Below are 21,908 nucleotides of genomic sequence, written 5' to 3' on the forward strand. Positions count from 1 at the left end.
TTGAAGAGAGGAGTAGATACTATTTTTAAAAATATAAAAAATAAAGATTTATTAATAACTATTGTCTTAGCATTACTGATAGGTTTAGTAGGATTTAAGATAATAGAAAATTATTCGTATTTCTTCAATATATTAAATAAATTATGGTCATTGCTTTTACCAGTCATATACGGATTAATATTTGCATATGTCTTAAATCCTTTAGTAAAGTTAATAAAAAGAAAGTTTAATTTAACAGAAGGATTAGCAATACTTAGTGCATATTTATTACTATTAGCTTTAGTAGCATTAACTTCTATATACTTTATTCCTAATATAGTAAATAGTGCAATAGATATAACTAAGAATATGCCAAGTTACATCCAAGAAGCTCAAGGATGGCTAAATAAAATTTTAAATAATGAATCAATAAAAGAAATTATATCTGCTACAGGAACTATGGATAATATTAATCAAATTATAACTCAAGTTGGAGCAATGGCAGTAGCTTTATTAGAAGGCTCATTAAATTATATAGTTACAATTTCGAGTCAATTAGTAAAAATATTTTTAGGGTTATTAATTTCAATTTATGTTTTAGTTGATAAAGACAGACTAATAAGAGAAACTAAAAAAGTATTGTTTTTAATATTAAAAGAGAAAAAAGCTATAAAATTAATTGAGGCTACTAGAATATATCATAATATGGTAGGTACTTATATAGGTATTAAAGCTATAGATTCATCAATTATTGCGGCTATGGCATTGGTTTTGTTAACTATAGTGAAATCAGAGTATGCATTTCTATTAGCTGTTATCGTCGGAGTAACTAATATGATTCCATATTTTGGACCTTTTATTGGGGAAATAGTAGGATTTTTATTTAATGTATTTGTATCACCAACAAAAGGATTAATTGTATTTTTAGTTTTACTAGTATTACAATTATTTGATGGATGGTATCTAGATCCTAAATTAATTGGTGATAAAGTAGGTGTTAGACCATTTTTCATAATTTTAGCTGTATTAGTAGGTGGGGGATTCTATGGAGCTTTAGGAATGCTTCTTGCATCACCAACAATTGCAACTATAAAAATATATTATGAAAGATTAATGAAGAAAAATGAAGAATTAGTAAAGCTTGCAGATAAAATTTAGTTTAATGTTAAAAAGGCTTAAGGGAACAAAAAATAAATTCCCTTAAGCCTTTTACTATTTTTTCTTTTCAAGTTTAATTCCATTTTCCTTATCTTCATACATTGGGCAATGATTAGAGCAACTACCACAATTACAGCCACCCTTAGAAGATTTCCTTACAGTTTTATATATTGTAAAACCAGCGAAAGCTACAATAATTAAAGTAATTAATATTTCCACAGAAACACCTTCTTTTATATAAATAATTTAGCTATGTTAAATGCTATAAATGAAACTACCCAAGCTAGAACTAGTTGATAAGAACTTGCAAATAAAGTGAATTTTGCTCCATATTCTTTCTTCATCGCACCTATAACTGATATACAAGGAGTATATAGTAAAACAAATACTAAGAAAGATATTGCAGATGCAGCTGTAAAATATGCTGGAAGCATTAAGGTTAAATCACCAGCAAATATAATTCCCATAGATGCAACAACAGTTTCCTTAGCTAATAATCCTGTTAGTAGTGATACTGAACTTTGCCAGTTACCGAAACCTAAAGGTTTAAATACTGGAGCTATTATGTTTCCAATTGAAGCTAAAATACTATCATTAACATCAACCATGCCAGAAAAATTAAAGTTTGATAAGAACCAAATGATTACACTCATTGCAAAGATTATAGTTCCCGCTTTAATTAAAAAGCTTTTAGCCTTTTCATAAACTTGCTTACCTACACTTTTTAATGAAGGAGCTTTATATTCAGGTAGCTCAATTATAAATGGTTCTTCATCCTTTTTAAATAAAGTATTTTTAAATAGTATTCCTAAAATAAATGCTAATATAACACCTAGTAAATATAAAAGAGCAACTACTAATCCCACATAATTAGGGAAAAACACTGATGCAAATATAGCATAAACTGGTAACCTAGCATTACAACTCATTAACGGAACTAATAATGCGGTAAGCTTTCTATCCTTTTCACTTTCTAAAGTTCTAGCAGACATTATCGCAGGAACTGTGCAACCAAAACCAACAATCATAGGTATAAAAGCTTTACCTGAAAGGCCCATTTTTCTCATTAGCTTATCCATTATAAATGCAACTCTAGCCATATAACCACTGTCTTCAAGTACAGAAATACAAGCAAATAGTGCAAGAATTATAGGAAGTAATACAACTATTCCTCCAACACCAGCCACGATACCATCAACAATAAGTGATTGGAACCATGGAGACGTATTAGATAATAAATCTGATAGATAAGGTAAAAGTGAATCATTTAATAATCCATCTAGCAGATCAGATAAAGGTTGTCCTATCCATGCAAATGTAATTTGAAACATTAATGCCATTATTATTATAAATATTGGATATGCAAGGAAGGGATTTAGTAAGAAATTATCTAACTTGTCTTTAAAAGTAGTTTTAGATTTATCTACAGTTTTGTTACATTTACTAAGTATATCTTCAATAAATGCATAAGTTTCTTTTTCATTTTTGAATTGATAATCATTATCATCTATATTTCTTAAAAAATTACCAGATTCTAATGCATTTTTTATAGCATCAATTCCTTGAGCTTTAGAAGCTACTATTGGAATTACTGTTACTTGCATAAGTTCTGATAGTTTATTGTAATCTAAATTAATACCTTTTTTTTCTGCTACGTCTATCATATTTATAGCTAATATGATAGGTTTTTTAAACTGCTTTAATTGTGTTGTTAAATAAAGATTTCTATCTATATTAGAAGCATCAATTATATTTAAAATAACATCGACTTCATCAGTTTCTAAAAATGCTTTAGAAATCTTCTCTTCATTAGAATAGGTATCCATGGCATATATACCAGGTAAATCTACCATTTTAATATTACTAAAAAAACCTTCTTTTTTATCAACTGTAACTCCAGCCCAGTTCCCAATTCTTTGGTTAGAACCAGTTAAATAATTAAAAAGTGTAGTTTTCCCTACATTTGGATTTCCAAGTAGTGCTACTGTTGTCATTCGTATTCCCCCTATACAGCTAAAAATATATTTTTAGCATCACTTTTTCTAATTGCTAAATCAAATCCTCTAAGGTTAACTATTATTGGGTCACCTAAAGGAGCAACTCTTTTAAGTTCAATTTCAGTTCCTTCGATGCAACCTAGTGCTAATAATCTTTTAGCAAGTTTATCATCACCACTTATAGATTTTATTATAGCTTTTTCTCCTAAATTTAAATCACATAGACTCATACCATCCACCTCGTATTGAAAATCATTATCATGATATTATAATATCAAAGTGTGAAAAGATAGTCAATACTTTTTGTTATTAATTGAAAAAAGTTATCAATAGAAAATTGTAAATTACTTAAATATAATTATCTTAAAAAGAACATATAATAACTTACATAATATTATATAAGTAGAAAGATTTTAAATTTTATTTGTTTTTACATTGTTATAAAAGGTGATATAATATTATAAGATAAACTAAGGAACTTAAAGGTGATAATGATAAGGAAGAAAGAGTGGTAACGTGATTATTAGAGAAAATATAATAGAGGTAGATTCTTTAGCAAGAGATTTCATGCTAAAAACTAATACAATTAACAGGCCTCCTGAAGAACTAATATTTTTTGATTTAGAACACTATGTTTATAAAAAACCAAAATGTATAGGTGTTTTTGGAGCTTGTATTTATGAAAAAAATAAATTATATGTTACTCAGTATATGATAGAAAATAAAGGGGAAGTAATACAAATATTAGATTTGGCTAAAAGATATTTTTTGAAAATGAAAAGAAAAGGAAAAAAAGCAATTGTTACTTTCTCAGGAAACAACGATTATACAGTAATAAATTATTTGTTTAAAAAATATAGAATAGAATTTAATTTTTCTAAGGAATTTGAAGATATAGATATTCAAAGAGAGTATGAAAAGGAAAAGGGACACTCTATAGGATTGAAAAATTTGGAAAAAGAATTTGGGATTCATAGAGAAGGAGATCTTATTAGTGGCTCTAATCTAGCAAAAACTTTCAATAAGGTGTTAAAAGATAGAGAATATATTTTAAGAATGCCTAAAGAAAAGATAGAAACAATCCTTTTATACAATGAGCAAGATGTTACGAATTTATATAGCATATATATGAAATGGAAAGAGTATGTAAATTCAGAAGAAGAACAAAGTGAAAAGCAGGAAGTTGAAAAAGTAGTTGATGTTAATAATACAGAGGATAATGTAAATAAACAAGAAGACTTAAATAAAGAAGAAGAAGAGAATATATTATTAAGTGAACAAAAGGATGCATTAGAAGAGTTAAAATAGATTTAAATATTAATTTAAGAATAAATTCTTAAATGATAGATGCTCCTAAAATTTTAGGAGCATCTATCATTTTATAGAGTTTCCATCAGAGGTAATTACTATAGTACCATCTTTATCAGTTCTATAAATAAAAGTTTCTTCAATAATAGATAATACTTTATTAGTAGGATGTCCGTAGCTGTTATCATTTCCAACAGAGATTACTGTAATAGAAGGATTTACTGCAGTAAAGAAATTTTTTGATGTGGAGCTAGAAGAACCATGATGCCCTATTTTTAACACATCAGATTTTAAATTAAAGCTAGCATTTAGAACCTCCTTTTCAGAAAACTCCTCTGCATCACCAGTGAATAAAAATGAAGTGCTACCATAAGATATTTTTATTATAGGAGAGTAGTTATTTAAGTCATCATAATTCTCTGAAAGTGGAGAAAAAACTTCTACTTTAGTATTTTCACCAAGGTCTATTGATTTTACATTAGCTTTTAAAACCTTAATTTTCAAATCTTTTCTAATTAGTGATTCGACCATGGTTTCAAAGGCTTTTGTTGAACTTTCTACTTTGGGAGCATAAAAGTTTAAAACCTTAAATTTATCAATTATATAGCTCATATTTCCTATATGGTCTTCATGTGGATGAGTTGCTACTATATAATCAAATTTATCTATATTCAAAGATTTTAAGTATTTTAATAACTTATCTTTTGAAGTGCTAGAACCGGAATCTATAAGCAGATTTTTAGAGTTTACTTGAACTAATATGGAATCACCTTGGCCAACATCTATATAATGAACTTTCATGTTTTTATTATCATTTATTGATACAGGTTTACTATTTTTAAAGCTGCATTGAAATAGGAATATTACTAGAAAAAGGTTAAAAATAAGATAAATTAATTTTTTCTTCAATTCTAATCTCCTTAAATTGAATTTAGTACAACTCTTATTTAAATAACTAAATTAAATGCATAATTTAGTTTGTAATTTATAACATATCTATATTATAAACATAATAAAATAAAAATATAATTGAAGAAAAAAATATATACATTTATAATAATATAAGAATTAAATTATGGTGGTGAATAAATAATGAGTTTTTTTAAAGTGTTTAATTATGGCTTATATATGATATATATGCAATTAAAAGGTATAAAGCTTTGGTATATAAAAAAAACTAAAGGGAAAAAAGCTGGAGTTGAGTACAGTGGACAAGTTGGTGAAAAGTGGGCAAAATATACAATACACAAGACACTAGGAATGAATGTGACAATAAAGGGAAAAGAGAATATTCCAAATGTTCCATGTTGCTATATAGGCAATCATACTAGTATTTTAGATATACCTATTCTTATAGATTCAGTAGGCAAATGTATGGGATTTGTTGCAAAACAAGAAATGGCTAAAGCACCTATTTTAGGATATTGGATGAAGCAATATAATTGTGTTCCATTAGATAGAGAAAATGCAAGAGAAGCTATTAAAGTAATAAGAAAAGGAGCAGAGAATATAAAAAATGGTTATAGCATGGCTATATTTCCAGAAGGAACGAGAAGTAAGGATGGAAAACTAAGAGAATTTAAAAAGGGTAGTTTGAAATTAGCTACTATGGCTAAAGCGCCAATAGTACCAGTTTCTATAGATGGAGCTTATAGAGCATTTGAGATAGATAGAAAATTTAAACCTATAGATATAACTATTACATTTGGAGAGCCTATTTATACAGAAAATTTAACTAGAGAAGAAGAAAAAGGTCTTATGGATAAAGTTAGAGAAGTAATAGCAAAAAACTTAGGACAAGAATAATAAATAAACCATAGTATTGATTTAAAACAATACTATGGTTTATTTTTATAAAAATTAACAGGATTTACATATTATTATTATATTATAGAGAATAAAATTCGTTTATATTGTAAATGTTAATGCTTGTATACATAAAATAATTCGAGAATTTAATAAATTTTTAAAAATATACTTAATAAAGAGGAGTGATTACGTTTTCCTTAATTAAATTTATTGAAAAGTCATAATAATTTTGGAGAATGAAAAAAGATTATTACTAAACTTGCATAATTTATGTTATAATATAAAAAATTAATGGAAAAATGAAGTTTTTAACCTATGTATATTTCAAAAAAGGGGGGCTATTTATGCGTAAAGAGTTTTCAATAAGTAATGATAAAGTATTAATTAATTTTACAGCTAAATATTGTAGCACTTTCGAAGAATTAGTTGAAAGTGAAGGATTCAGAAGGGTTATAGAGAACTATTTAAAGAAGTCAAAGAAAAAAGTAACATTAAGCTGGAGATATTTAAAAGAAGGGTTAAAAACGGAAGATATATCAGAAATTTCTAAGCATTTATCAAAGATATTTAAATATTGTACTGTCATGAATGTAGAAGAAATAGTAGAAGCCAATTCTTATTATAAGGATTTATTTGAAGATAAAGATAGATTTATAGCTTTTATAGAAGACTTATATTTATTCTGGAGAAGACTAGAAAGATATACAATAATTCATAGCAACAAACTTCAAGATGGTTTATCAGCAGTTAGCTTTACTCAAGCGAACACGGCATTATCGAATTTAATATTAAAATTATATAGAAAAATAGAAAAGAATGTATTAGGATACAAACCCAATGTATTCAGACAAATTCCGGTTGGTGGAAATGCTTCTATAATAATTAATAAAATTTTATGGCCATTACCAAAGGGCTATGAAGCTTTAGAAGATATAGAATTTATTGATAGTATTTTATTAGAAACACCATTTATAACATATCCTAAAAAGAATACAAGAAGTGGTATGTTTACAGAAATAAAGACTAATCCTTTATCATATGCAACTTTAAATAAAGATCATTGGTTTTGTTATCCAGCTAAAGTAGGAGAACTTATAGCATTTATATATTTCCATAGGGACTTTATGCAACATGGAATAACTTTATGCAACTTGTTTGAAATGGCTAGATGTGAAGAATATAGAGGTAAAAAGCCAGATTTAGTTTATGTATTTGGAGCAACAGATAATAAAAATGAAGATAAAACTGTGTTCTATGATGATAAAGAAAATAATATTATGATAGGTTATGTAAACCATTCTGTTAACATTGATTACTTTGGATATATGAAGAAAATGACTCTTACATTACACAATTTAGTAATGATTAAGAGAGGATACTTACCTATACATGGTGCTATGGTTAATATTGAACTTAAAGATGGAAACACAGCTAATGTTGTAATTATGGGGGATAGCGGTGCAGGAAAGTCAGAGAGTTTAGAAGCATTTAGAACTCTAAGTGAAGATTATATAAGTAATATGACTATAATATTTGATGATATGGGTACCTTTAAAGATTTTGATGGTAAAATTATTGGATATGGTACAGAAATTGGAGCATTTGTTAGATTAGATGACTTAGATCAAGGATATGCCTTTAAGGAAATTGATAGAAGTATATTTATGAATCCAGATAAAATAAATGCAAGACTAGTTATGCCAGTAGCTCCATATAAAGAGATAGTAAAAGGATATGAAGTAGATTTATTCTTATATGCTAATAACTATACAGAAGTTAAAGCAGGAGAAAATTCAATTGAGTACTTTAAAAGTCCTGAAGAAGCAATAAAGATATTTAAATCAGGAGCTAGAATGGCTAAAGGAACAACTTCTGAAAAGGGATTAGTTGAAAGTTATTTTGCAAATCCATTTGGACCAGCACAAAAACAAGAGGAGATGGATATTCTAATAGCTAAGTACTTTGATGATATGTTTAAAGGAAATATTAAAGTTGGCCAAATAAAAACTTGTTTAGCATTAGAAGGTCAAGAAAAAGAAGGACCGAAGAAAGCTGCAATAGAATTATTTGATATTATAAAAAATTTAGGATAAATTAAGATTAATAATTAGAAAGTCTACTTTCAAAGTAGGCTTTTTAGTTGTACAATATAAGTTGATGTATTAAGGCCTAATTAGAAATATTTAATAAATTATTAATTGTTAGTAATTGATTTGTAAAATTGTTTTTATGAGGAAAGGGTATATATGAAAAAAGTATATTTAATTTTTTTTAGTGTAATTATATTTATTGTAGGTCTAAATTTATTTGAAAAGTATCAATTAAGAACTAAATATTCAGATACCATAGGAGGTAAATTTGTAGAAAACTTAAATTTACAAAGTAAAAATGAAAATGATAAAGAACGGGTTAAAGATTTGCCATATGATTTATCTTTTTACTTTGGAAATAATAAAATAAAGTTTAATAAAAAGATATTATACAAAGATAATAGATCTTATATGCCTTTATCAGAATTTTTACGTTATTTTGGACAAAGTGAAGAAGTAGATTCAGATAATATTAAAATTTCTAATTTAGTAGATATAAATGTAGAGGAAAAAACTTATACGGAAAATGAGGCAACTACAAAATTAAGAGGAGCGTTATTTAAAGAAAATAACGAATATTATGTATCTTTCTTTGACTTATGTGAGATGTTAAATCTTAATACTTATTGGGATTATGACAATAAATCAATATACATATCTAAAAAAGAAATAAAGAATTTTAAAAATAAAGATAATAAACATAAAAAGAATAGAAAAGCATTTATTAGATTTGAAGATTTCACGGCTGGAGATTTATACATAACTAAATCGGCTCTAGAAAAAGTAAGAGCTGTAGCAGATTATATGGATGAAGAAGATGCAAGTTTTAGCGTAGCGTGGGTGCCTAAGTATGTAAATAATACAAATCATATATATAACGACGTTTCTCAAGATGAATCTATGATAAATTCAAACTTTATATTTACTCTTGATTATTTATTAAATAAGGGAGGAAATATAGGTTTACATGGATACACTCATCAATATGGGGATAGTAATAGTATTTCAGGATCTGAGTTTGGAGATAAAGGTTATAATAAAGAAAGTGAAATAAGATCACGAGTAGAAAGTGCACTGAAAATTGCAAATAAGCTTAATATTCCTATTAGTTATTGGGAAACACCTCACTATAGAACTAATGTTGAACAACAAAAAATATTTGAAGAATATTTTAAAATAATTTATGAGCCTTCTATAAAAGTGTACAACAAAAAAATAATTACTAGTAAAACAAATGGAGTTACAAAGTATATCCCAACTCCTTTAAGTTATATAGATGATGATAAAGCAAGCACTATGATTGATAGAATAAAAAACAAAAAAAATAATGAAGAATTAAGCTTCTTTTATCATTTAACTATAGAATTAAAAGATATAGATATACATTTAGATAAAAATGGACGTGTTATATGTAATTATAATGAAGATTCTATTTTAAAACAATTAGTTAAGTATATTAATGATTCAGAATACATGTTTGAAGATATTAATAATTTATAGAAATTAAAAGAGTGCGGAATTTTCCACACTCTTTTAATTTAAACTAAATACACTATATTATAGTAATTAATTAGAACTCATAAATCTATCTTTAGCAAAGAAAGATAAAGAGTACACTCCTGATATACCTACTAAAGAATAAATGATTCTGCTAAAAACAGTCATTGTTCCAAATAGTGTGTCAACTAAATTAAATTGGAAAAATCCAATTAATCCCCAGTTTACAGCACCAATTATAACTAATATAAGTGCTATTGAATCTAAAACTTTCATAAAAAACACTCCTTTTGAAATAGGTTTACAATATATAGTCTTACCTAAAGAAATGTTTTTATGTATTTTATTTTAAATAGTTATGTTTCTATCAATAGGTTGCTCTAGAGATATAATAGTATCTGTTCTTTGAATGCCACCAATTGAATTTATTTTATTAAGCAATATGTTTTGAAGATCAGAAATATTTCTACAAACTACTTTAGCAAAAATTGAATAGTTTCCTGTTGTTAGATGTAGTTCAACAACTTCCTTTATTCTAGACAATTCATCAAAAACAGAATCAAAAGATGATGTTTTGTCTACATATATTCCAACAAAACAACATACATCATAACCTAACTTAGGCAAATTTAAAAGTATTCTAGTTCCTTTTATTATTCCTAGCTCTTCCATTTTCTTCATTCTTACATGTATTGTGCCGCCACTTACATGACAAATTCTTGCTATTTCTAAGTAAGGAGTTCGGCAATCTTTTATTAGTAAATCTAATATTTGTAGATCTAATTCGTCTAATTGATAGGCTGGATTTAAACTCATAAAATCACCTCTTATTAACATTTTATAATTTCTTTTTATATTCTATCAAATAATTAATTAAAATAGAAGGGATTTATAATAAATTTAATAAATAAAATAAAAAAAATTAGTATTTTAGCAATAATAAATAACAGAATATAGAAAGTATATACTATTAAGAGTGATTAGTGTAATTTATTGCAAACATTTAAATCGTATAGCTCTTGAAAATAGATAACATTTATTTTAATATAGTAATAGAAGGTTTTAAAGGAGGAATAATACCGTGGGCATATTTTTGAGTATAGTATATTTTGCAGTACTTATTGGATTAATGATAGTGCTATTTACCTTAGGAAGGAAGTATGTATTTTCTAAAGTGAGAATAAATAAATGGATTCCTTTAGCGATATCACTAGTTTTATTTGCATTACAGTTTTTTATTAAGACAGCTAATATTAATATGTGGTTAAATATTTTACTTACTTTAGTAATAGTTTGGTTCTTTTTATGGTTTATGGATATTCAAACTACAGGTGGACCAAAGAAAAAAGAAAAGAAAATAGAAATTAGACCTAAGGCTAAACCAAACAGAGCAAAACATATGCAAAATCAAAATAAATAATTTTGATATGTTGAAGTTAAATATGGCATGCAATTTATGAGAGACATAATATTGTATGCCATATTTATTTTATACTTTTCTTACTTTAAGTTTGCATTGATTTGGAGTGGGGCGACGGAATAAGTAAACTTATATATGTCAACTTTTTTTATGGAGACATATTTGCTGTACTATCATTTATGAATATTGGTGAGCTAAAACCGATTTTATCATTTTCTTCAATAATTTTAATTATATACCATGTCTCATTATTTTCTCTTTTATGTTCATACATATATTTAATACTACTTAAATTAATGTTTTCTATAGTTCTAATAACATATCCTTTATTAGTTATTATTTGAATTTCTTTTATCTTATATTTGATATCCTCTGTAAAAATCATAAATCTAAGTTTATTAGAAGATATAGATATTTCTTCTCCCATAAAATAATCATTAATAGTAAAATAAAGTTTTAAATACCTAGACTCAGTAGAGTAAGTTCTCCTTTCTCTAAAGGCATCTATAATTTCTGATGAAGATAATTCATTACCTATATAGACAGTTAAATTTTCAGAGTCACCAAAATTTATTTTATGATTATCTTGACCATTTATAGCACCTAATTTCCAGCCATCATCTAAAAGGCTAAAGTAATATTTTTCATGTCTTGTATATTTACTAGCAGGATTTCCATTACCAACTTCAATAGAAGTTATTAATTTATTTAGTATAGGACTATAAGGTAAAGCTTTAATATTTTTATGAGGATGATTAATAGCAATAAAAGCATCAGGATTGTTTAACATCCATAATGTAAGCAAATTTAAATCTTTAACTACTCCTGTAAAAAAGGTAGAAGAATTTACTATATTTAAATCACCATAAAGATAAGTTTTACATTCAAATCCAACTAAAGGTAAAAATTCATCATATTTCTTTTTAGTCTTAGAAGCATAAACTTTAGTTCCTTGAAATTTAGAATATTTATCATCTTTAATAGATATTTCATCTGATAAGAAGGAATTATGATCTGTTATAAACATAAAATTTAATCCAGCTTTGTACCCATACTCATAGGCTTCACTAGGAGAGCCTCTTCCAGTAGAAAAGCTAGTATGACAATGTGGAATTCCATAATAAAACTTTAAATTATCTTGATCAAAAGCTTTTAAACTCGTATGTTTTTTTCTTCCCAAAATAAGCTCCTCAAAAATTATTACTTATTCTATATATAGTATTGAATAGTTATAAATAATGACAATAATATTCTCTAATGATAAAATAACTTTATAAAGTAAATTTGCTAGGACTAAGAGGAGGAAACTTAAAATGATAAAAGATTTTAATGGTAAAAAACCTTTAATAGATAAAACTTGCTATATATCAGAGAGTGTTGATATAATAGGAGAAGTTGTTATTGAGAAAAATGCAAATATATGGTTCGGAGCTAGATTAAGAGGAGACATGAATAGAATATATGTAGGAGAAAATACTAATATACAAGAGAATTCTGTTGTTCATGTTGATTTTCACTGTGAAACAAATATAGGAAAAAATGTAACCATAGGTCATGGAGCTATAATTCATGGCTGTACAATTTCTGAAAATGTTTTAGTTGGAATGGGATCAATAATATTAAATGGAGCAAAAATAAGTAGAAATACTATAATAGGAGCAGGTTCATTGATACCTCAAGGTAAAGAGTTTGAAGAAGGAGTTCTTATTCTTGGAAGTCCTGCAAAGGTTATAAGAAAATTAACAGATGAAGAAATTGAAAGTATACAAAAGTCGGTAAATAACTATGTAGAGTTAAGTAAAACATACTTATAAATTTAGGAGGAAAAATGATTAATATAGGACAATATAATGTTTTAGAAGTTAAGAGAGAAAAGGAGTTCGGATTTTACTTAGGTGATGAAGATAAGATTGATGTTCTTTTACCTAAGTCAGCTACAGAAAATAAAAATATACAAATAGGAGATAAGGTAGAAGTATTTGTATATAGAGATTCAAAAGATAGACCAATAGCAACATTTAAAAAGCCTTTAGTAATAGTTGGAGATGTTGCCTATTTAAAGGTAGTATTTCAAACAGAATTTGGTGCTTTCGTTGATTTTGGATTAGATAGAGATATTTTTGTTCCTATAAAAGAGCAAAGATTTAAATTACAAGTAGGAAGTAAGTATTTATTTTATGTTTACTTAGATAAAACAGGAAGATTAGCAGCAACTACAGAGGTAGAGGCGTACTTACAAAATGCAATGGAAGAAGAAAAAGAGTTTAAGGTTGGTGATGAAGTTGTAGCACAGGTTTATTCAAAGACACCAGCAGGAACTATTTACTTAGCAATAGACTCTAAATATAAAGGGTTAATACTTCCAAATGAATATTATACAGATGTTTATCCTGGAACAGAAATGAAATTAAGAGTTAAAAGAATATATGAGGATGGGGTTATAGGATTAACTCCAAGAAAAACAAGGTTAAGTGAAAGAGATCAAATACAAGAGGATATTCTTAAATATATGACTAAGAATGGTGGATTTATGCCTTTTAATGATAAGTCAAAGCCAGAAGATATTAAAGCTACATTTAATACAAGTAAAAATTATTTTAAAATGGCTTTAGGTGGACTTATGAAAAGTGGCAAAATAGTTCAAGAAGAAGAGGGAACTAGATTAAAATAAATACTAAACCAAAATAAATAGTTAAATAAATAAAGAAATTAAAATGAGACTTAAGTAAGTCTCATTTTTTTTGCATATAATTAGAAGTTGAGAGAAAAATAGATACAAAAGGTTTTTTAGTTGAGATATTACATAATAACTATTGAACAAAGCACAATATAAAAGTATTAAATTAAGGATGATATTTATGAAAAATATACTAAATAGAATAAATTACTCTATCCTAGCAGTAGGTCTATTTTTATTAATAAGTTTAGTTACCTTATTCCTATCGCCTGTAATAGGTATGGCAGATAACGGGGATTATTACAGAATTATAAGTCAAAATGATTTATATCATTTATCAAAGGATAATGAAGATATATTCTTTGGATATTTTAATAAAAATTATGGAATATATAAGTATAATAATGAAGCAGAAATAACTCTTATATCTACACAATCTCAATTTATTAAATTAGCACTATTTATAGATAAATTAGTAACAAAAGATTATATTTTCGATATAAGAATACTTGCGCTAATATACGTAATAATACAAGCAGCAGCTATATATTTAATGACTAAGGTATTGGTAGAAGGAGTAGGAAATAACATATATAAATTGATAATTGTAGGTTTAATTACTATTATATTTTCAGATACTGCTTATATAGCTTATTATAACTCTTTTTATGGAGAGGCTGTTAATATATGCTGTTTTTTATATAGTGCAAGCTTGCTTTTATATATGTGTAAATTTAATAAGTTTAATGTAGTGAACCTAGTATTATTTGGACTATCTACATTTTTGTTTTTCGGATCAAAGCAACAATTGGCTCCTATAGGGCTATTAGGAATAATAATGCTAGTAAGAATTTGTTTTTTTAAGAAAGATATAAAGATTAGAACAGTCTCAATATTAATAATGGCAGTATTTTTAATAAGCTCTATATATTTTTATAAATCTATACAAGGAGATTTTGATCATATAAACAGATATCATGCTATGACTAGAGGAGTATTATTAAATGAGCCAAACCCAGAAGAAATTTTAGAGAAATTTGGCATATATAATCAGTATTCTCTTTTGCAAAATGAAATATTCTTTGAAAAAATTCCAATGATAAATCCTGATGATGAAAAGCTTAAGAATGAGTTTTATAGCAAGTATTCAGTATTTACCATACTTACATACTATATAAAAAATCCTAAAAAATTAACTGAAATGACAGATTTAGCGTTTGAAAATTCTTACTCTGTAAGACCTAAAGTTATGGGAAACTATGAAAAGATAGAGGGTAAGCCCTTTGGAAAGCAATCAAATTTCTTCGTGCTTTGGAGTAGCTTTAAGGAAAATATACTACCAAAAGGATTAATAATGTCAGTTGTATATATATTAGTATATTTAATCTTCGCATATAAAAGATATAGAGATTCTATTATGAATAATGATAGAAACATTTTAATTCTTGAAGAAAGTTTAATATATGTATTTCTAGTAGGATTATCCCAAATATTTATATCTATAATAGGTGCAGGAGATGCAGATTTAGCAAAACATGTATTCCTTTATAACTTAAGTTTTGATTTGATGGTTTTATTTACAATAAGTAGTTTCTTAAAAGATAAAAGTAAAAAGGAGAGGTCTTAGTGGTGAAAGAAGATAGCCAAAGAAAAAAAGTAGATATTTATATAAATTTACTAATATCATATTTTTTAGTACTTTCTATAATAATGACATTTATAAATTTTAAAGATAATTTTGAAAATTATATTATGTTAACAATTCTTATGATAATTGCTTTAGTAAGCTACTATTTTAATGTAACTATAGCATTAGTATTAACATTAGCAATAGATTTCATATATGGAACTTATAGTTTATATAAAAATATATCAACTGGTTACACAATAAATAATACTGTATACATTTGGCTTATATTAATTCCGGTTACTTCATTAATTGTTTCACTAGTTTCAAAAAATATATTATTACTTCAAAATGAAGTGAAGAACTTAGAGGTCCTCAATGAAGAACTTGTAATGATAGATCCACTTACTGGAGATAGAAATATCAAGGCTTTTGATAATGAAATGCCAATCTACATAAGTATGAGTAAGAGATATGGAATACCTATTACAATTATGATTGTGAAATTTAAATATAGTGATAGATTAAAAACTATAGTTGGGAAAAATTATTTCAATAAAATATTAGTAAAATCCTCAGAGGTGTTAAGTAAGTCTTTAAGAGTTGAAGACAGAAAATATATTTTAAATGATAATACATTTGTTTACATATTAATTTCTGATAATAAAGGAGCAAAAGTAATAGAGAAGAGATTAAAAAAGAATATATCTAATATAGAAATGAAAAATAGCAAGTTTAAGAAAAATGTAAATATAGAAATTCAAGTTGGATTTTATACATATGATGGAGAAGTAGATGAACCTTTAGAGTTATTAAAAAATGCTGAGAAGGAATTAGAATATGATTTATAAGAGAAATAATATAAAAATATTAATTATATTTTTAGTGATATTTAATATATTTTTCACTAGGGATCATATATGCGCTAAAGAAAATGAAAAAATATACTTAATGCTAGACGAGGTTTATCCATTTGATGATTTAAATCTATTAGTAGAGAAAATAGATTATTTATATGATAAGGGTTATCCTTTTATAATATCTGCTATGCCTGTATTTAATAATACAAATTCAAATGCAATGAGAAGATATGCAGAAGCTTTACGATATGCCCAAGCAAAGGATGGAGCAATAATATTACATTTTCCATATATATATCAAAAGGATAGTGTCAATGCAGGTATAGATGATATATTGAGTAAAATGACAAAAGCTAATAAAAATTTTTTAGATTATTTAGTATATCCAAGTGCAATAGATGTACCAGAGGACTTGCTATATTATAATGAAGCACACAAATATTTAAACACTTCCAATACTATATTTTTAGATACTAAGAAAGAAATAAAAAAAATAGATGTAGATAGCTTTGAGAATATAGATAAAATAGATAACATTATAGAAAAAATACCTATAGAAGATTTTTACTATAAGAATAGTTACTTTAATAATAAAGCAATTACTCTAAAAGGAGATATGGATATAGGAGAATTTAAAAATAATATACAAATGTTAAATAATAAAGACGTTTACTTTGATAATTTTAAATATGTAAATACTTATATTCATTTAGGAGAGAATATTTTAGAGGGACATAATGGCAGTATTAGTTTAAATAATTCTAATGTAACTCCACAAAAATTTATATCAATAGAAGAATTTGAAAATATGGTGGGCAATAAGATAGAAACTAAACCTATAGAAAATAATAGGATAAATTTATCATATGCAAATAAGTGGATTATTTTATTAACTATATTAGTTAGTTTTATATTTATAATTATAGTAATTAGAAATAGTAACTTAGATAGAAAGAAATTCTTAAAATAGGGAGTATAGGTATGAATATATTTGATTATGTAATTTTATATTCTCTTATAGTTATTTGGTTAATAATTTTAATTAATGTGATTCTTGTTATAGGAGGATACTTTTATTATTTAGATATTATGAATACAAAGCTAGATGAAAGTTTAGATGAATACCCATTTGTTTCAGTACTAGTTCCTGCGCATAATGAAGGAAAAGTAATAGAAAAGACTGCAAGATCTTTATTAGAGATTGAGTATCCAAAGAATAGGTATGAAGTAATAATAATAAATGATAATTCAAGTGATAATTCAGCAGAAATATTAGCTAGAGTAAAAAAAGAATATAGTGATAGAAATTTCATAATTATTAATACTGATAAAAATACTGGTGGCAAAGGTAAGTCAACGGCATTAAATATTGGATTTTCAAAAAGTAAAGGAGAAATATTAGCAGTGTATGATGCTGATAACACTCCAGAAAAAGAAGCTTTAAAATATTTGACTCAGACACTAATAAAGGATGATAATCTTGGAGCAGTTATAGGTAAATTTAGATGTAGAAATAAAAATGTAAATATACTTACAAGCTTTATTAACATAGAAACCTTAACATTTCAATGGATGGCACAAGCAGGTAGGTGGAAACTGTTTAAGTTATGTACTATACCAGGAACAAACTTTGTAATAAGAAGAAGTATATTAGAAGAAATAAATGGCTGGGATACAAAGGCAATAACTGAGGATACAGAGCTCAGCTTTAGAATATATAGGATGGGATATAAAATAAAATTTATGCCATCAGCAGTAACATGGGAACAGGAACCACAAACATTAAATGTCTGGTTTAAGCAAAGATCAAGATGGGCTAAGGGAAATACTTATGTGGTAATTAAAAATTTTAAGTATTTATTTGATAAAACAGCAGGAGCCACTAGATTTGATATATTTTATTATATTCTTATTTATTTTTTCTTTTTATCTGCAACTATTGTGTCAGATGCAATATTTGTATTAGGGGCTATTGGATTGGTTCATATAAATATACTAGGTTATAATACGATTCTTTGGATAATGGCTTATTCAGTATTTGTTTTATCTATATTAGTTGCCATATCAACAGAAAAAGGAGAATTAACTATAAAAAATACTTTTGTAGTAATGCTTATGTATTTTACTTATTGTAAGTTATGGGGAATAGTAGCAGCCCTGGGGTTTTATAATTACTTAAAAGATGTGATATTTAAAAGAGAAGCTAAGTGGTATAAAACAGAGAGGTTTTAAAGGAGGAAAACAAATGAAAAACTATAGGGTTAGTTTGAGAAAGGCAATACATATACTAATATTATCCTTTTTGTTAGTATCGATTTTTAATTTAATAACTTTTGCAGCACCTAAGAACTATAGTGTAGGAAAAAAATCATATGTAAAGAAAGAAACTATCAATAATGATGCTATATTTAAAGGAGTTTTTACAAGTCATAGCATTTATTTTAATATAGAAAAATGGTGGAGCGTAGAAAAGATAGAAGCAGTAATTAATTTATCCATAAATCAATTAGTAGACTTAACTAAGGATTCATATATAACTTTTAATATAAATGGAGTACCATTTTATTCTTACAAAATAGTATATAATCCAAATGAAGAAATTCAAAGTTTAAGAGTTAATATTCCGAAAGACAACTTAAAGGAAGGAATTAATGAATTTAAAATTGACGGATATTCTAGAATAACAGATAAACCATGTACTGATGATATTAATAATGCTAATTGGTTAGTAATAAAAAAGCAATCTCAAATAAATATAGCTTATAAGGAAAAACTTGTAGATAATAGTATAATGAATTTCCCATATCCATTTTTAAAATCAAACCAAAATGATTCGCAAATAACTCAAATAGTTATACCAGATGATTATAGTGATAATCATTTAGAAAAAGCTTTGTTAATTTCAACTTATTTAGGAAAAGAAGATAAAAGTAATCTTTACAAAGGAGAATTATTAAAGTATTCAGATCTAAAAAAACAAAATAATGAAAATAATATTATTTTTATTGGGAGTAAGGGATCACTTCCAACTGAAATAAATAATCTATTTAAAAATATTAATAATATAGACCTATCAAATTCAGCATTAATAAAATTAGGGGATTCTCCTTACAAAGGAAATGCTGAAAACTCAAAATTAATGTTAATAATATCAGATAAAGAAGATTATTATTTAAAGGCTATAAAATTTTTAATGAACAAAGAAATTACTACTCAAATAAGTAGTGATACATTTATTATAGATGATAGTATTAAAGAAGAAACACAAGTAAAAGATCTAGAAAATAGGATAACATTTGAAAGTTTAGGATTTACTCATATACAATTTAAAGGACCTTTTAGAAGGACAGGAACAATTTCATATTTTTTACCTAAAAATAAAGCTATTGCAAGTGGAGCAAAAATAAAATTAAATTTTAGATATTCAGAAAACCTAGATTTTAATCGTTCTTTAGTTACCATTTACATAAATGATATACCAATAGGTAGTAAAAAGTTAGAAAAGGAAAATGTAGCTTCAGATGAATTAGAAGTTCAAATACCTACAGATGTTATTAATAGCAATTATATAGAAGTAAAGATAGCTTTTGATTTAGAAACTATTGGATCTTACTGTGAAATAAGGCAAGAAGAAATGCCATGGGCATTAGTAAATGGAAGCTCATATATTAATTTAGAAACTAAAGATTTAACAGGATATTTCTTTAATAAGTATCCTTCACCTTTTATAATAGATGGTAAATTTAATGAACTACTTTTTTCAGTTCCTGATAACTTAAACTCTAATGAACTTATAGCTGTAGGTAGAGTTTTTGCTTTAATAGGTAAGGACATAAGATATAACAATGGAAGTTTTGAAGTTTCAAGATATTCTGCTTTAAATGGAAGAGAAAAAAATAAAAATTTAATAGTTTATGGAACTCCAGATTCAAATAAGCTAGTTAAGGATTTAAATGAAAAACTATGGTTTAAATATGAAGATAATTATAAATTTTTTATTGGAAATGAGAAATTATATTTAACCCAACCATTTAACTCTAAAATAGCATCTTTTCAATTAGATTCATCACCTTATAATAATCAAAAGGCAATGCTAGTAGTAACATCTCCTAATAAAGATGTGCTATTAGATTCTTTAGCTTATTTAGGTGACTCTAGTAAAATAGATAAGCTAATAGGAGACTCAGCAATAATAGATGAGTACGGAGATTTAAGAACATTTAAATTTAAGAAGGATGAAGAGAAGCCAGTATATGAAAAAGTAAAAAAATTAGATACTGCTGGAAGGGGCTTACTTGGAATTATAGTCCTAATAATTATATTCTTTACTGCTTCAACAATTATGTACTTTATAAAAAATAAAGAAAAGAAGAGTAAGTAGTTTCATAAAGGATATATTTATAAAAAAACTATTATAAGATAAAATACGATAAATAATTTATATAATTATCGTATTTTATCATTGACTTTAACGCTTTATTATGATAAAGTATTAATATAAAGAAGCGAATTCGGATATAAATATTAAAGGAGGATTTAATAATGAGTTTATTAAAAAAAATATTATCAAGTTCTTTAGTTATATTAATGGCATTTGGATTAATTTCATGTGAAGGAAAGAAAATGAAAAATTCTATAGATAAAGATGAATTAATTTTGGGGTTTGATGATACTTTTGTTCCAATGGGATTTAAAGATGAAAATGGAGAATACACAGGTTTTGATATAGAACTAGCAAAAGAAGTTGGAGAAAAATTAGGTAAAACAATAAAATTCCAACCTATAGATTGGAGCATGAAAGAAACTGAACTTAATAACGGAAATATAGATTTTATATGGAATGGATATAGTGTAACAGAAGAAAGAAAAGAAAATGTTGAATTTTCAAAAGTATATTTAAATAACAGACAGGTTATTATAACATTAGCTAATTCAAAGATTAACTCAAAAGCAGATTTAAAGGGTGCAACAGTAGGTGCACAAAATCAATCAAGTGCTGTTGATGCAATAGAGGCAGATAAAGATATAGTTAAAAGTTTTAAAGATAGCAAGGTAGTTACATTTGAAACTAATAATGAAGCCTTAATGGATTTAGAAGCAGGTAGATTGGATGCTGTTGTAGCAGATGAAATTTTAATTAAATACTATATAAATCAAAGAGGAGCTGAAAAATATAAAATATTAAATGATGATTTTGGAAAAGAAACTTATGCCGTTGGTATGAGAAAAGATGATAAAGAATTAGTAGACGCATTTAATAAAGTTTTAGATGAAATAATTAAGGAAGGCAAAGCAGGAGAAATATCTAAAAAGTGGTTTGGAGAAGATATAATAGCTAAATAATATTTAAAATGAAATTCTAAAAACTTACTCATATGTAATTACGGAACTATCATATCAACAAAAATGTCTAACAGAGCCTAAGATTAAAGACGTTAATTAAGAAAGAGGTGCTTATTTTGAATTTATTAAATGAAGTCATAGCT

General features: G+C 25.9%; 21 protein-coding genes. 14 read left to right on the forward strand and 7 right to left on the reverse strand.

What is annotated here, in order from left to right; translation table 11 throughout:
• The gene (locus tag ACYUEX_RS05410; RefSeq protein ID WP_460286894.1) at nucleotides 1-1,137 is read left to right on the forward strand and encodes an AI-2E family transporter; all 1,137 of its coding nucleotides are present in this window, start codon (nucleotides 1-3) and stop codon (nucleotides 1,135-1,137) included.
• A gap of 54 nt (nucleotides 1,138-1,191) precedes the next feature.
• On the opposite strand, the gene ACYUEX_RS05415 is transcribed toward ACYUEX_RS05410, so the two are convergent.
• The 3 genes from ACYUEX_RS05415 to ACYUEX_RS05425 are packed head-to-tail and all read right to left on the reverse strand — an operon-like array spanning nucleotide 1,192 to nucleotide 3,364.
• A complete protein-coding gene (locus tag ACYUEX_RS05415; protein WP_322388401.1) occupies nucleotides 1,192-1,356 on the reverse strand; it encodes a FeoB-associated Cys-rich membrane protein in 165 nt (54 codons plus the stop codon).
• Between the two features lie 14 nt (nucleotides 1,357-1,370).
• Nucleotides 1,371-3,131, reverse strand: coding sequence for a ferrous iron transport protein B (gene feoB / locus ACYUEX_RS05420; RefSeq protein ID WP_460286895.1), 1,761 nt, complete (start codon nucleotides 3,129-3,131; stop codon nucleotides 1,371-1,373).
• Between the two features lie 11 nt (nucleotides 3,132-3,142).
• Nucleotides 3,143-3,364 (reverse strand): FeoA family protein, encoded by a 222-nt coding sequence (locus ACYUEX_RS05425; RefSeq protein WP_411168573.1) that lies wholly within the window; start codon nucleotides 3,362-3,364, stop codon nucleotides 3,143-3,145.
• A 286-nt stretch (nucleotides 3,365-3,650) separates the two neighbouring features.
• Between ACYUEX_RS05425 and ACYUEX_RS05430 the strand changes: the two genes are divergently transcribed.
• Nucleotides 3,651-4,442 (forward strand): ribonuclease H-like domain-containing protein, encoded by a 792-nt coding sequence (locus tag ACYUEX_RS05430; protein WP_460286897.1) that lies wholly within the window; start codon nucleotides 3,651-3,653, stop codon nucleotides 4,440-4,442.
• Nucleotides 4,443-4,508: 66 nt separating this feature from the next.
• Here ACYUEX_RS05430 and ACYUEX_RS05435 read toward each other — a convergent pair whose 3' ends face one another.
• On the reverse strand, nucleotides 4,509-5,351 hold the full coding sequence (locus ACYUEX_RS05435) for a ComEC/Rec2 family competence protein (protein ID WP_460286898.1): 843 nt from the start codon (nucleotides 5,349-5,351) through the stop codon (nucleotides 4,509-4,511).
• 183 nt (nucleotides 5,352-5,534) lie between these two features.
• Between ACYUEX_RS05435 and ACYUEX_RS05440 the strand changes: the two genes are divergently transcribed.
• The 3 genes from ACYUEX_RS05440 to ACYUEX_RS05450 all read left to right on the forward strand — a co-directional run bounded on the left by ACYUEX_RS05440 (nucleotide 5,535) and on the right by ACYUEX_RS05450 (nucleotide 9,841).
• Entirely contained in the window at nucleotides 5,535-6,248 is a 714-nt protein-coding gene (locus ACYUEX_RS05440; RefSeq protein ID WP_460286899.1) for a lysophospholipid acyltransferase family protein, read from the forward strand.
• Between the two features lie 347 nt (nucleotides 6,249-6,595).
• Nucleotides 6,596-8,344, forward strand: a complete 1,749-nt coding sequence (locus tag ACYUEX_RS05445; RefSeq protein ID WP_460286900.1) for a phosphoenolpyruvate carboxykinase — start codon at nucleotides 6,596-6,598, stop codon at nucleotides 8,342-8,344.
• Nucleotides 8,345-8,497: 153 nt separating this feature from the next.
• Entirely contained in the window at nucleotides 8,498-9,841 is a 1,344-nt protein-coding gene (locus ACYUEX_RS05450) for a DUF2334 domain-containing protein (RefSeq protein ID WP_460286901.1), read from the forward strand.
• A 66-nt stretch (nucleotides 9,842-9,907) separates the two neighbouring features.
• Here ACYUEX_RS05450 and ACYUEX_RS05455 read toward each other — a convergent pair whose 3' ends face one another.
• Nucleotides 9,908-10,114 (reverse strand): DUF378 domain-containing protein, encoded by a 207-nt coding sequence (locus tag ACYUEX_RS05455; protein WP_411168567.1) that lies wholly within the window; start codon nucleotides 10,112-10,114, stop codon nucleotides 9,908-9,910.
• Between the two features lie 72 nt (nucleotides 10,115-10,186).
• A complete protein-coding gene (locus tag ACYUEX_RS05460) occupies nucleotides 10,187-10,654 on the reverse strand; it encodes an Lrp/AsnC ligand binding domain-containing protein (RefSeq protein ID WP_411168566.1) in 468 nt (155 codons plus the stop codon).
• A 265-nt stretch (nucleotides 10,655-10,919) separates the two neighbouring features.
• On the opposite strand from ACYUEX_RS05460, the gene ACYUEX_RS05465 reads away from it, so the two are divergent.
• Complete coding sequence (locus ACYUEX_RS05465; protein ID WP_460286902.1) at nucleotides 10,920-11,258, forward strand: hypothetical protein; 339 nt, start codon at nucleotides 10,920-10,922, stop codon at nucleotides 11,256-11,258.
• Nucleotides 11,259-11,406: 148 nt separating this feature from the next.
• Here the strand turns inward: ACYUEX_RS05465 and ACYUEX_RS05470 are convergent, their stop codons facing one another.
• Nucleotides 11,407-12,438: a CehA/McbA family metallohydrolase gene (locus ACYUEX_RS05470; RefSeq protein WP_460286903.1), complete on the reverse strand. Its 1,032-nt coding sequence runs from the start codon at nucleotides 12,436-12,438 to the stop codon at nucleotides 11,407-11,409.
• A gap of 133 nt (nucleotides 12,439-12,571) precedes the next feature.
• Here ACYUEX_RS05470 and ACYUEX_RS05475 point away from each other — a divergent pair, with 133 nt between their 5' ends.
• The 8 genes from ACYUEX_RS05475 (at nucleotide 12,572) to ACYUEX_RS05510 (ending at nucleotide 21,765) form a co-directional block, all read left to right on the forward strand.
• Entirely contained in the window at nucleotides 12,572-13,072 is a 501-nt protein-coding gene (locus ACYUEX_RS05475) for a gamma carbonic anhydrase family protein (RefSeq protein WP_460286904.1), read from the forward strand.
• Nucleotides 13,073-13,086: 14 nt separating this feature from the next.
• Complete coding sequence (locus ACYUEX_RS05480; RefSeq protein WP_460286905.1) at nucleotides 13,087-13,929, forward strand: CvfB family protein; 843 nt, start codon at nucleotides 13,087-13,089, stop codon at nucleotides 13,927-13,929.
• 187 nt (nucleotides 13,930-14,116) lie between these two features.
• On the forward strand, nucleotides 14,117-15,562 hold the full coding sequence (gene wsfD / locus ACYUEX_RS05485; RefSeq protein ID WP_460286906.1) for a glycan biosynthesis hexose transferase WsfD: 1,446 nt from the start codon (nucleotides 14,117-14,119) through the stop codon (nucleotides 15,560-15,562).
• Nucleotides 15,562-16,413, forward strand: a complete 852-nt coding sequence (locus ACYUEX_RS05490) for a GGDEF domain-containing protein (protein WP_460286907.1) — start codon at nucleotides 15,562-15,564, stop codon at nucleotides 16,411-16,413. The genes wsfD and ACYUEX_RS05490 overlap by 1 nt, the downstream gene beginning before the upstream one ends.
• Nucleotides 16,403-17,392, forward strand: a complete 990-nt coding sequence (locus ACYUEX_RS05495) for a DUF2334 domain-containing protein (RefSeq protein WP_460286908.1) — start codon at nucleotides 16,403-16,405, stop codon at nucleotides 17,390-17,392. The genes ACYUEX_RS05490 and ACYUEX_RS05495 overlap by 11 nt, the downstream gene beginning before the upstream one ends.
• A gap of 11 nt (nucleotides 17,393-17,403) precedes the next feature.
• Nucleotides 17,404-18,654, forward strand: coding sequence for a glycosyltransferase family 2 protein (locus ACYUEX_RS05500; protein ID WP_460286909.1), 1,251 nt, complete (start codon nucleotides 17,404-17,406; stop codon nucleotides 18,652-18,654).
• Between the two features lie 13 nt (nucleotides 18,655-18,667).
• The gene (locus tag ACYUEX_RS05505) at nucleotides 18,668-20,803 is read left to right on the forward strand and encodes a cellulose biosynthesis cyclic di-GMP-binding regulatory protein BcsB (protein WP_460286910.1); all 2,136 of its coding nucleotides are present in this window, start codon (nucleotides 18,668-18,670) and stop codon (nucleotides 20,801-20,803) included.
• Between the two features lie 206 nt (nucleotides 20,804-21,009).
• Nucleotides 21,010-21,765, forward strand: coding sequence for an amino acid ABC transporter substrate-binding protein (locus ACYUEX_RS05510; RefSeq protein WP_460287062.1), 756 nt, complete (start codon nucleotides 21,010-21,012; stop codon nucleotides 21,763-21,765).
• Nucleotides 21,766-21,908 lie beyond the last annotated feature (143 nt).

The organism is Clostridium sp. CTA-7, from assembly GCF_054768095.1.

Coding starts and splice junctions, on each gene's coding strand:
- feoB (WP_460286895.1), bottom strand. CDS start 3,131: ATGACAACAGTAGCACTACTTGGAAATCCAAATGTAGGGAAAACTACA.
- ACYUEX_RS05425 (WP_411168573.1), bottom strand. CDS start 3,364: ATGAGTCTATGTGATTTAAATTTAGGAGAAAAAGCTATAATAAAATCT.
- ACYUEX_RS05440 (WP_460286899.1), top strand. CDS start 5,535: ATGAGTTTTTTTAAAGTGTTTAATTATGGCTTATATATGATATATATG.
- ACYUEX_RS05445 (WP_460286900.1), top strand. CDS start 6,596: ATGCGTAAAGAGTTTTCAATAAGTAATGATAAAGTATTAATTAATTTT.
- ACYUEX_RS05450 (WP_460286901.1), top strand. CDS start 8,498: ATGAAAAAAGTATATTTAATTTTTTTTAGTGTAATTATATTTATTGTA.
- ACYUEX_RS05455 (WP_411168567.1), bottom strand. CDS start 10,114: ATGAAAGTTTTAGATTCAATAGCACTTATATTAGTTATAATTGGTGCT.
- ACYUEX_RS05460 (WP_411168566.1), bottom strand. CDS start 10,654: ATGAGTTTAAATCCAGCCTATCAATTAGACGAATTAGATCTACAAATA.
- ACYUEX_RS05475 (WP_460286904.1), top strand. CDS start 12,572: ATGATAAAAGATTTTAATGGTAAAAAACCTTTAATAGATAAAACTTGC.
- ACYUEX_RS05480 (WP_460286905.1), top strand. CDS start 13,087: ATGATTAATATAGGACAATATAATGTTTTAGAAGTTAAGAGAGAAAAG.
- wsfD (WP_460286906.1), top strand. CDS start 14,117: ATGAAAAATATACTAAATAGAATAAATTACTCTATCCTAGCAGTAGGT.
- ACYUEX_RS05495 (WP_460286908.1), top strand. CDS start 16,403: ATGATTTATAAGAGAAATAATATAAAAATATTAATTATATTTTTAGTG.
- ACYUEX_RS05500 (WP_460286909.1), top strand. CDS start 17,404: ATGAATATATTTGATTATGTAATTTTATATTCTCTTATAGTTATTTGG.
- ACYUEX_RS05505 (WP_460286910.1), top strand. CDS start 18,668: ATGAAAAACTATAGGGTTAGTTTGAGAAAGGCAATACATATACTAATA.
- ACYUEX_RS05510 (WP_460287062.1), top strand. CDS start 21,010: ATGGCATTTGGATTAATTTCATGTGAAGGAAAGAAAATGAAAAATTCT.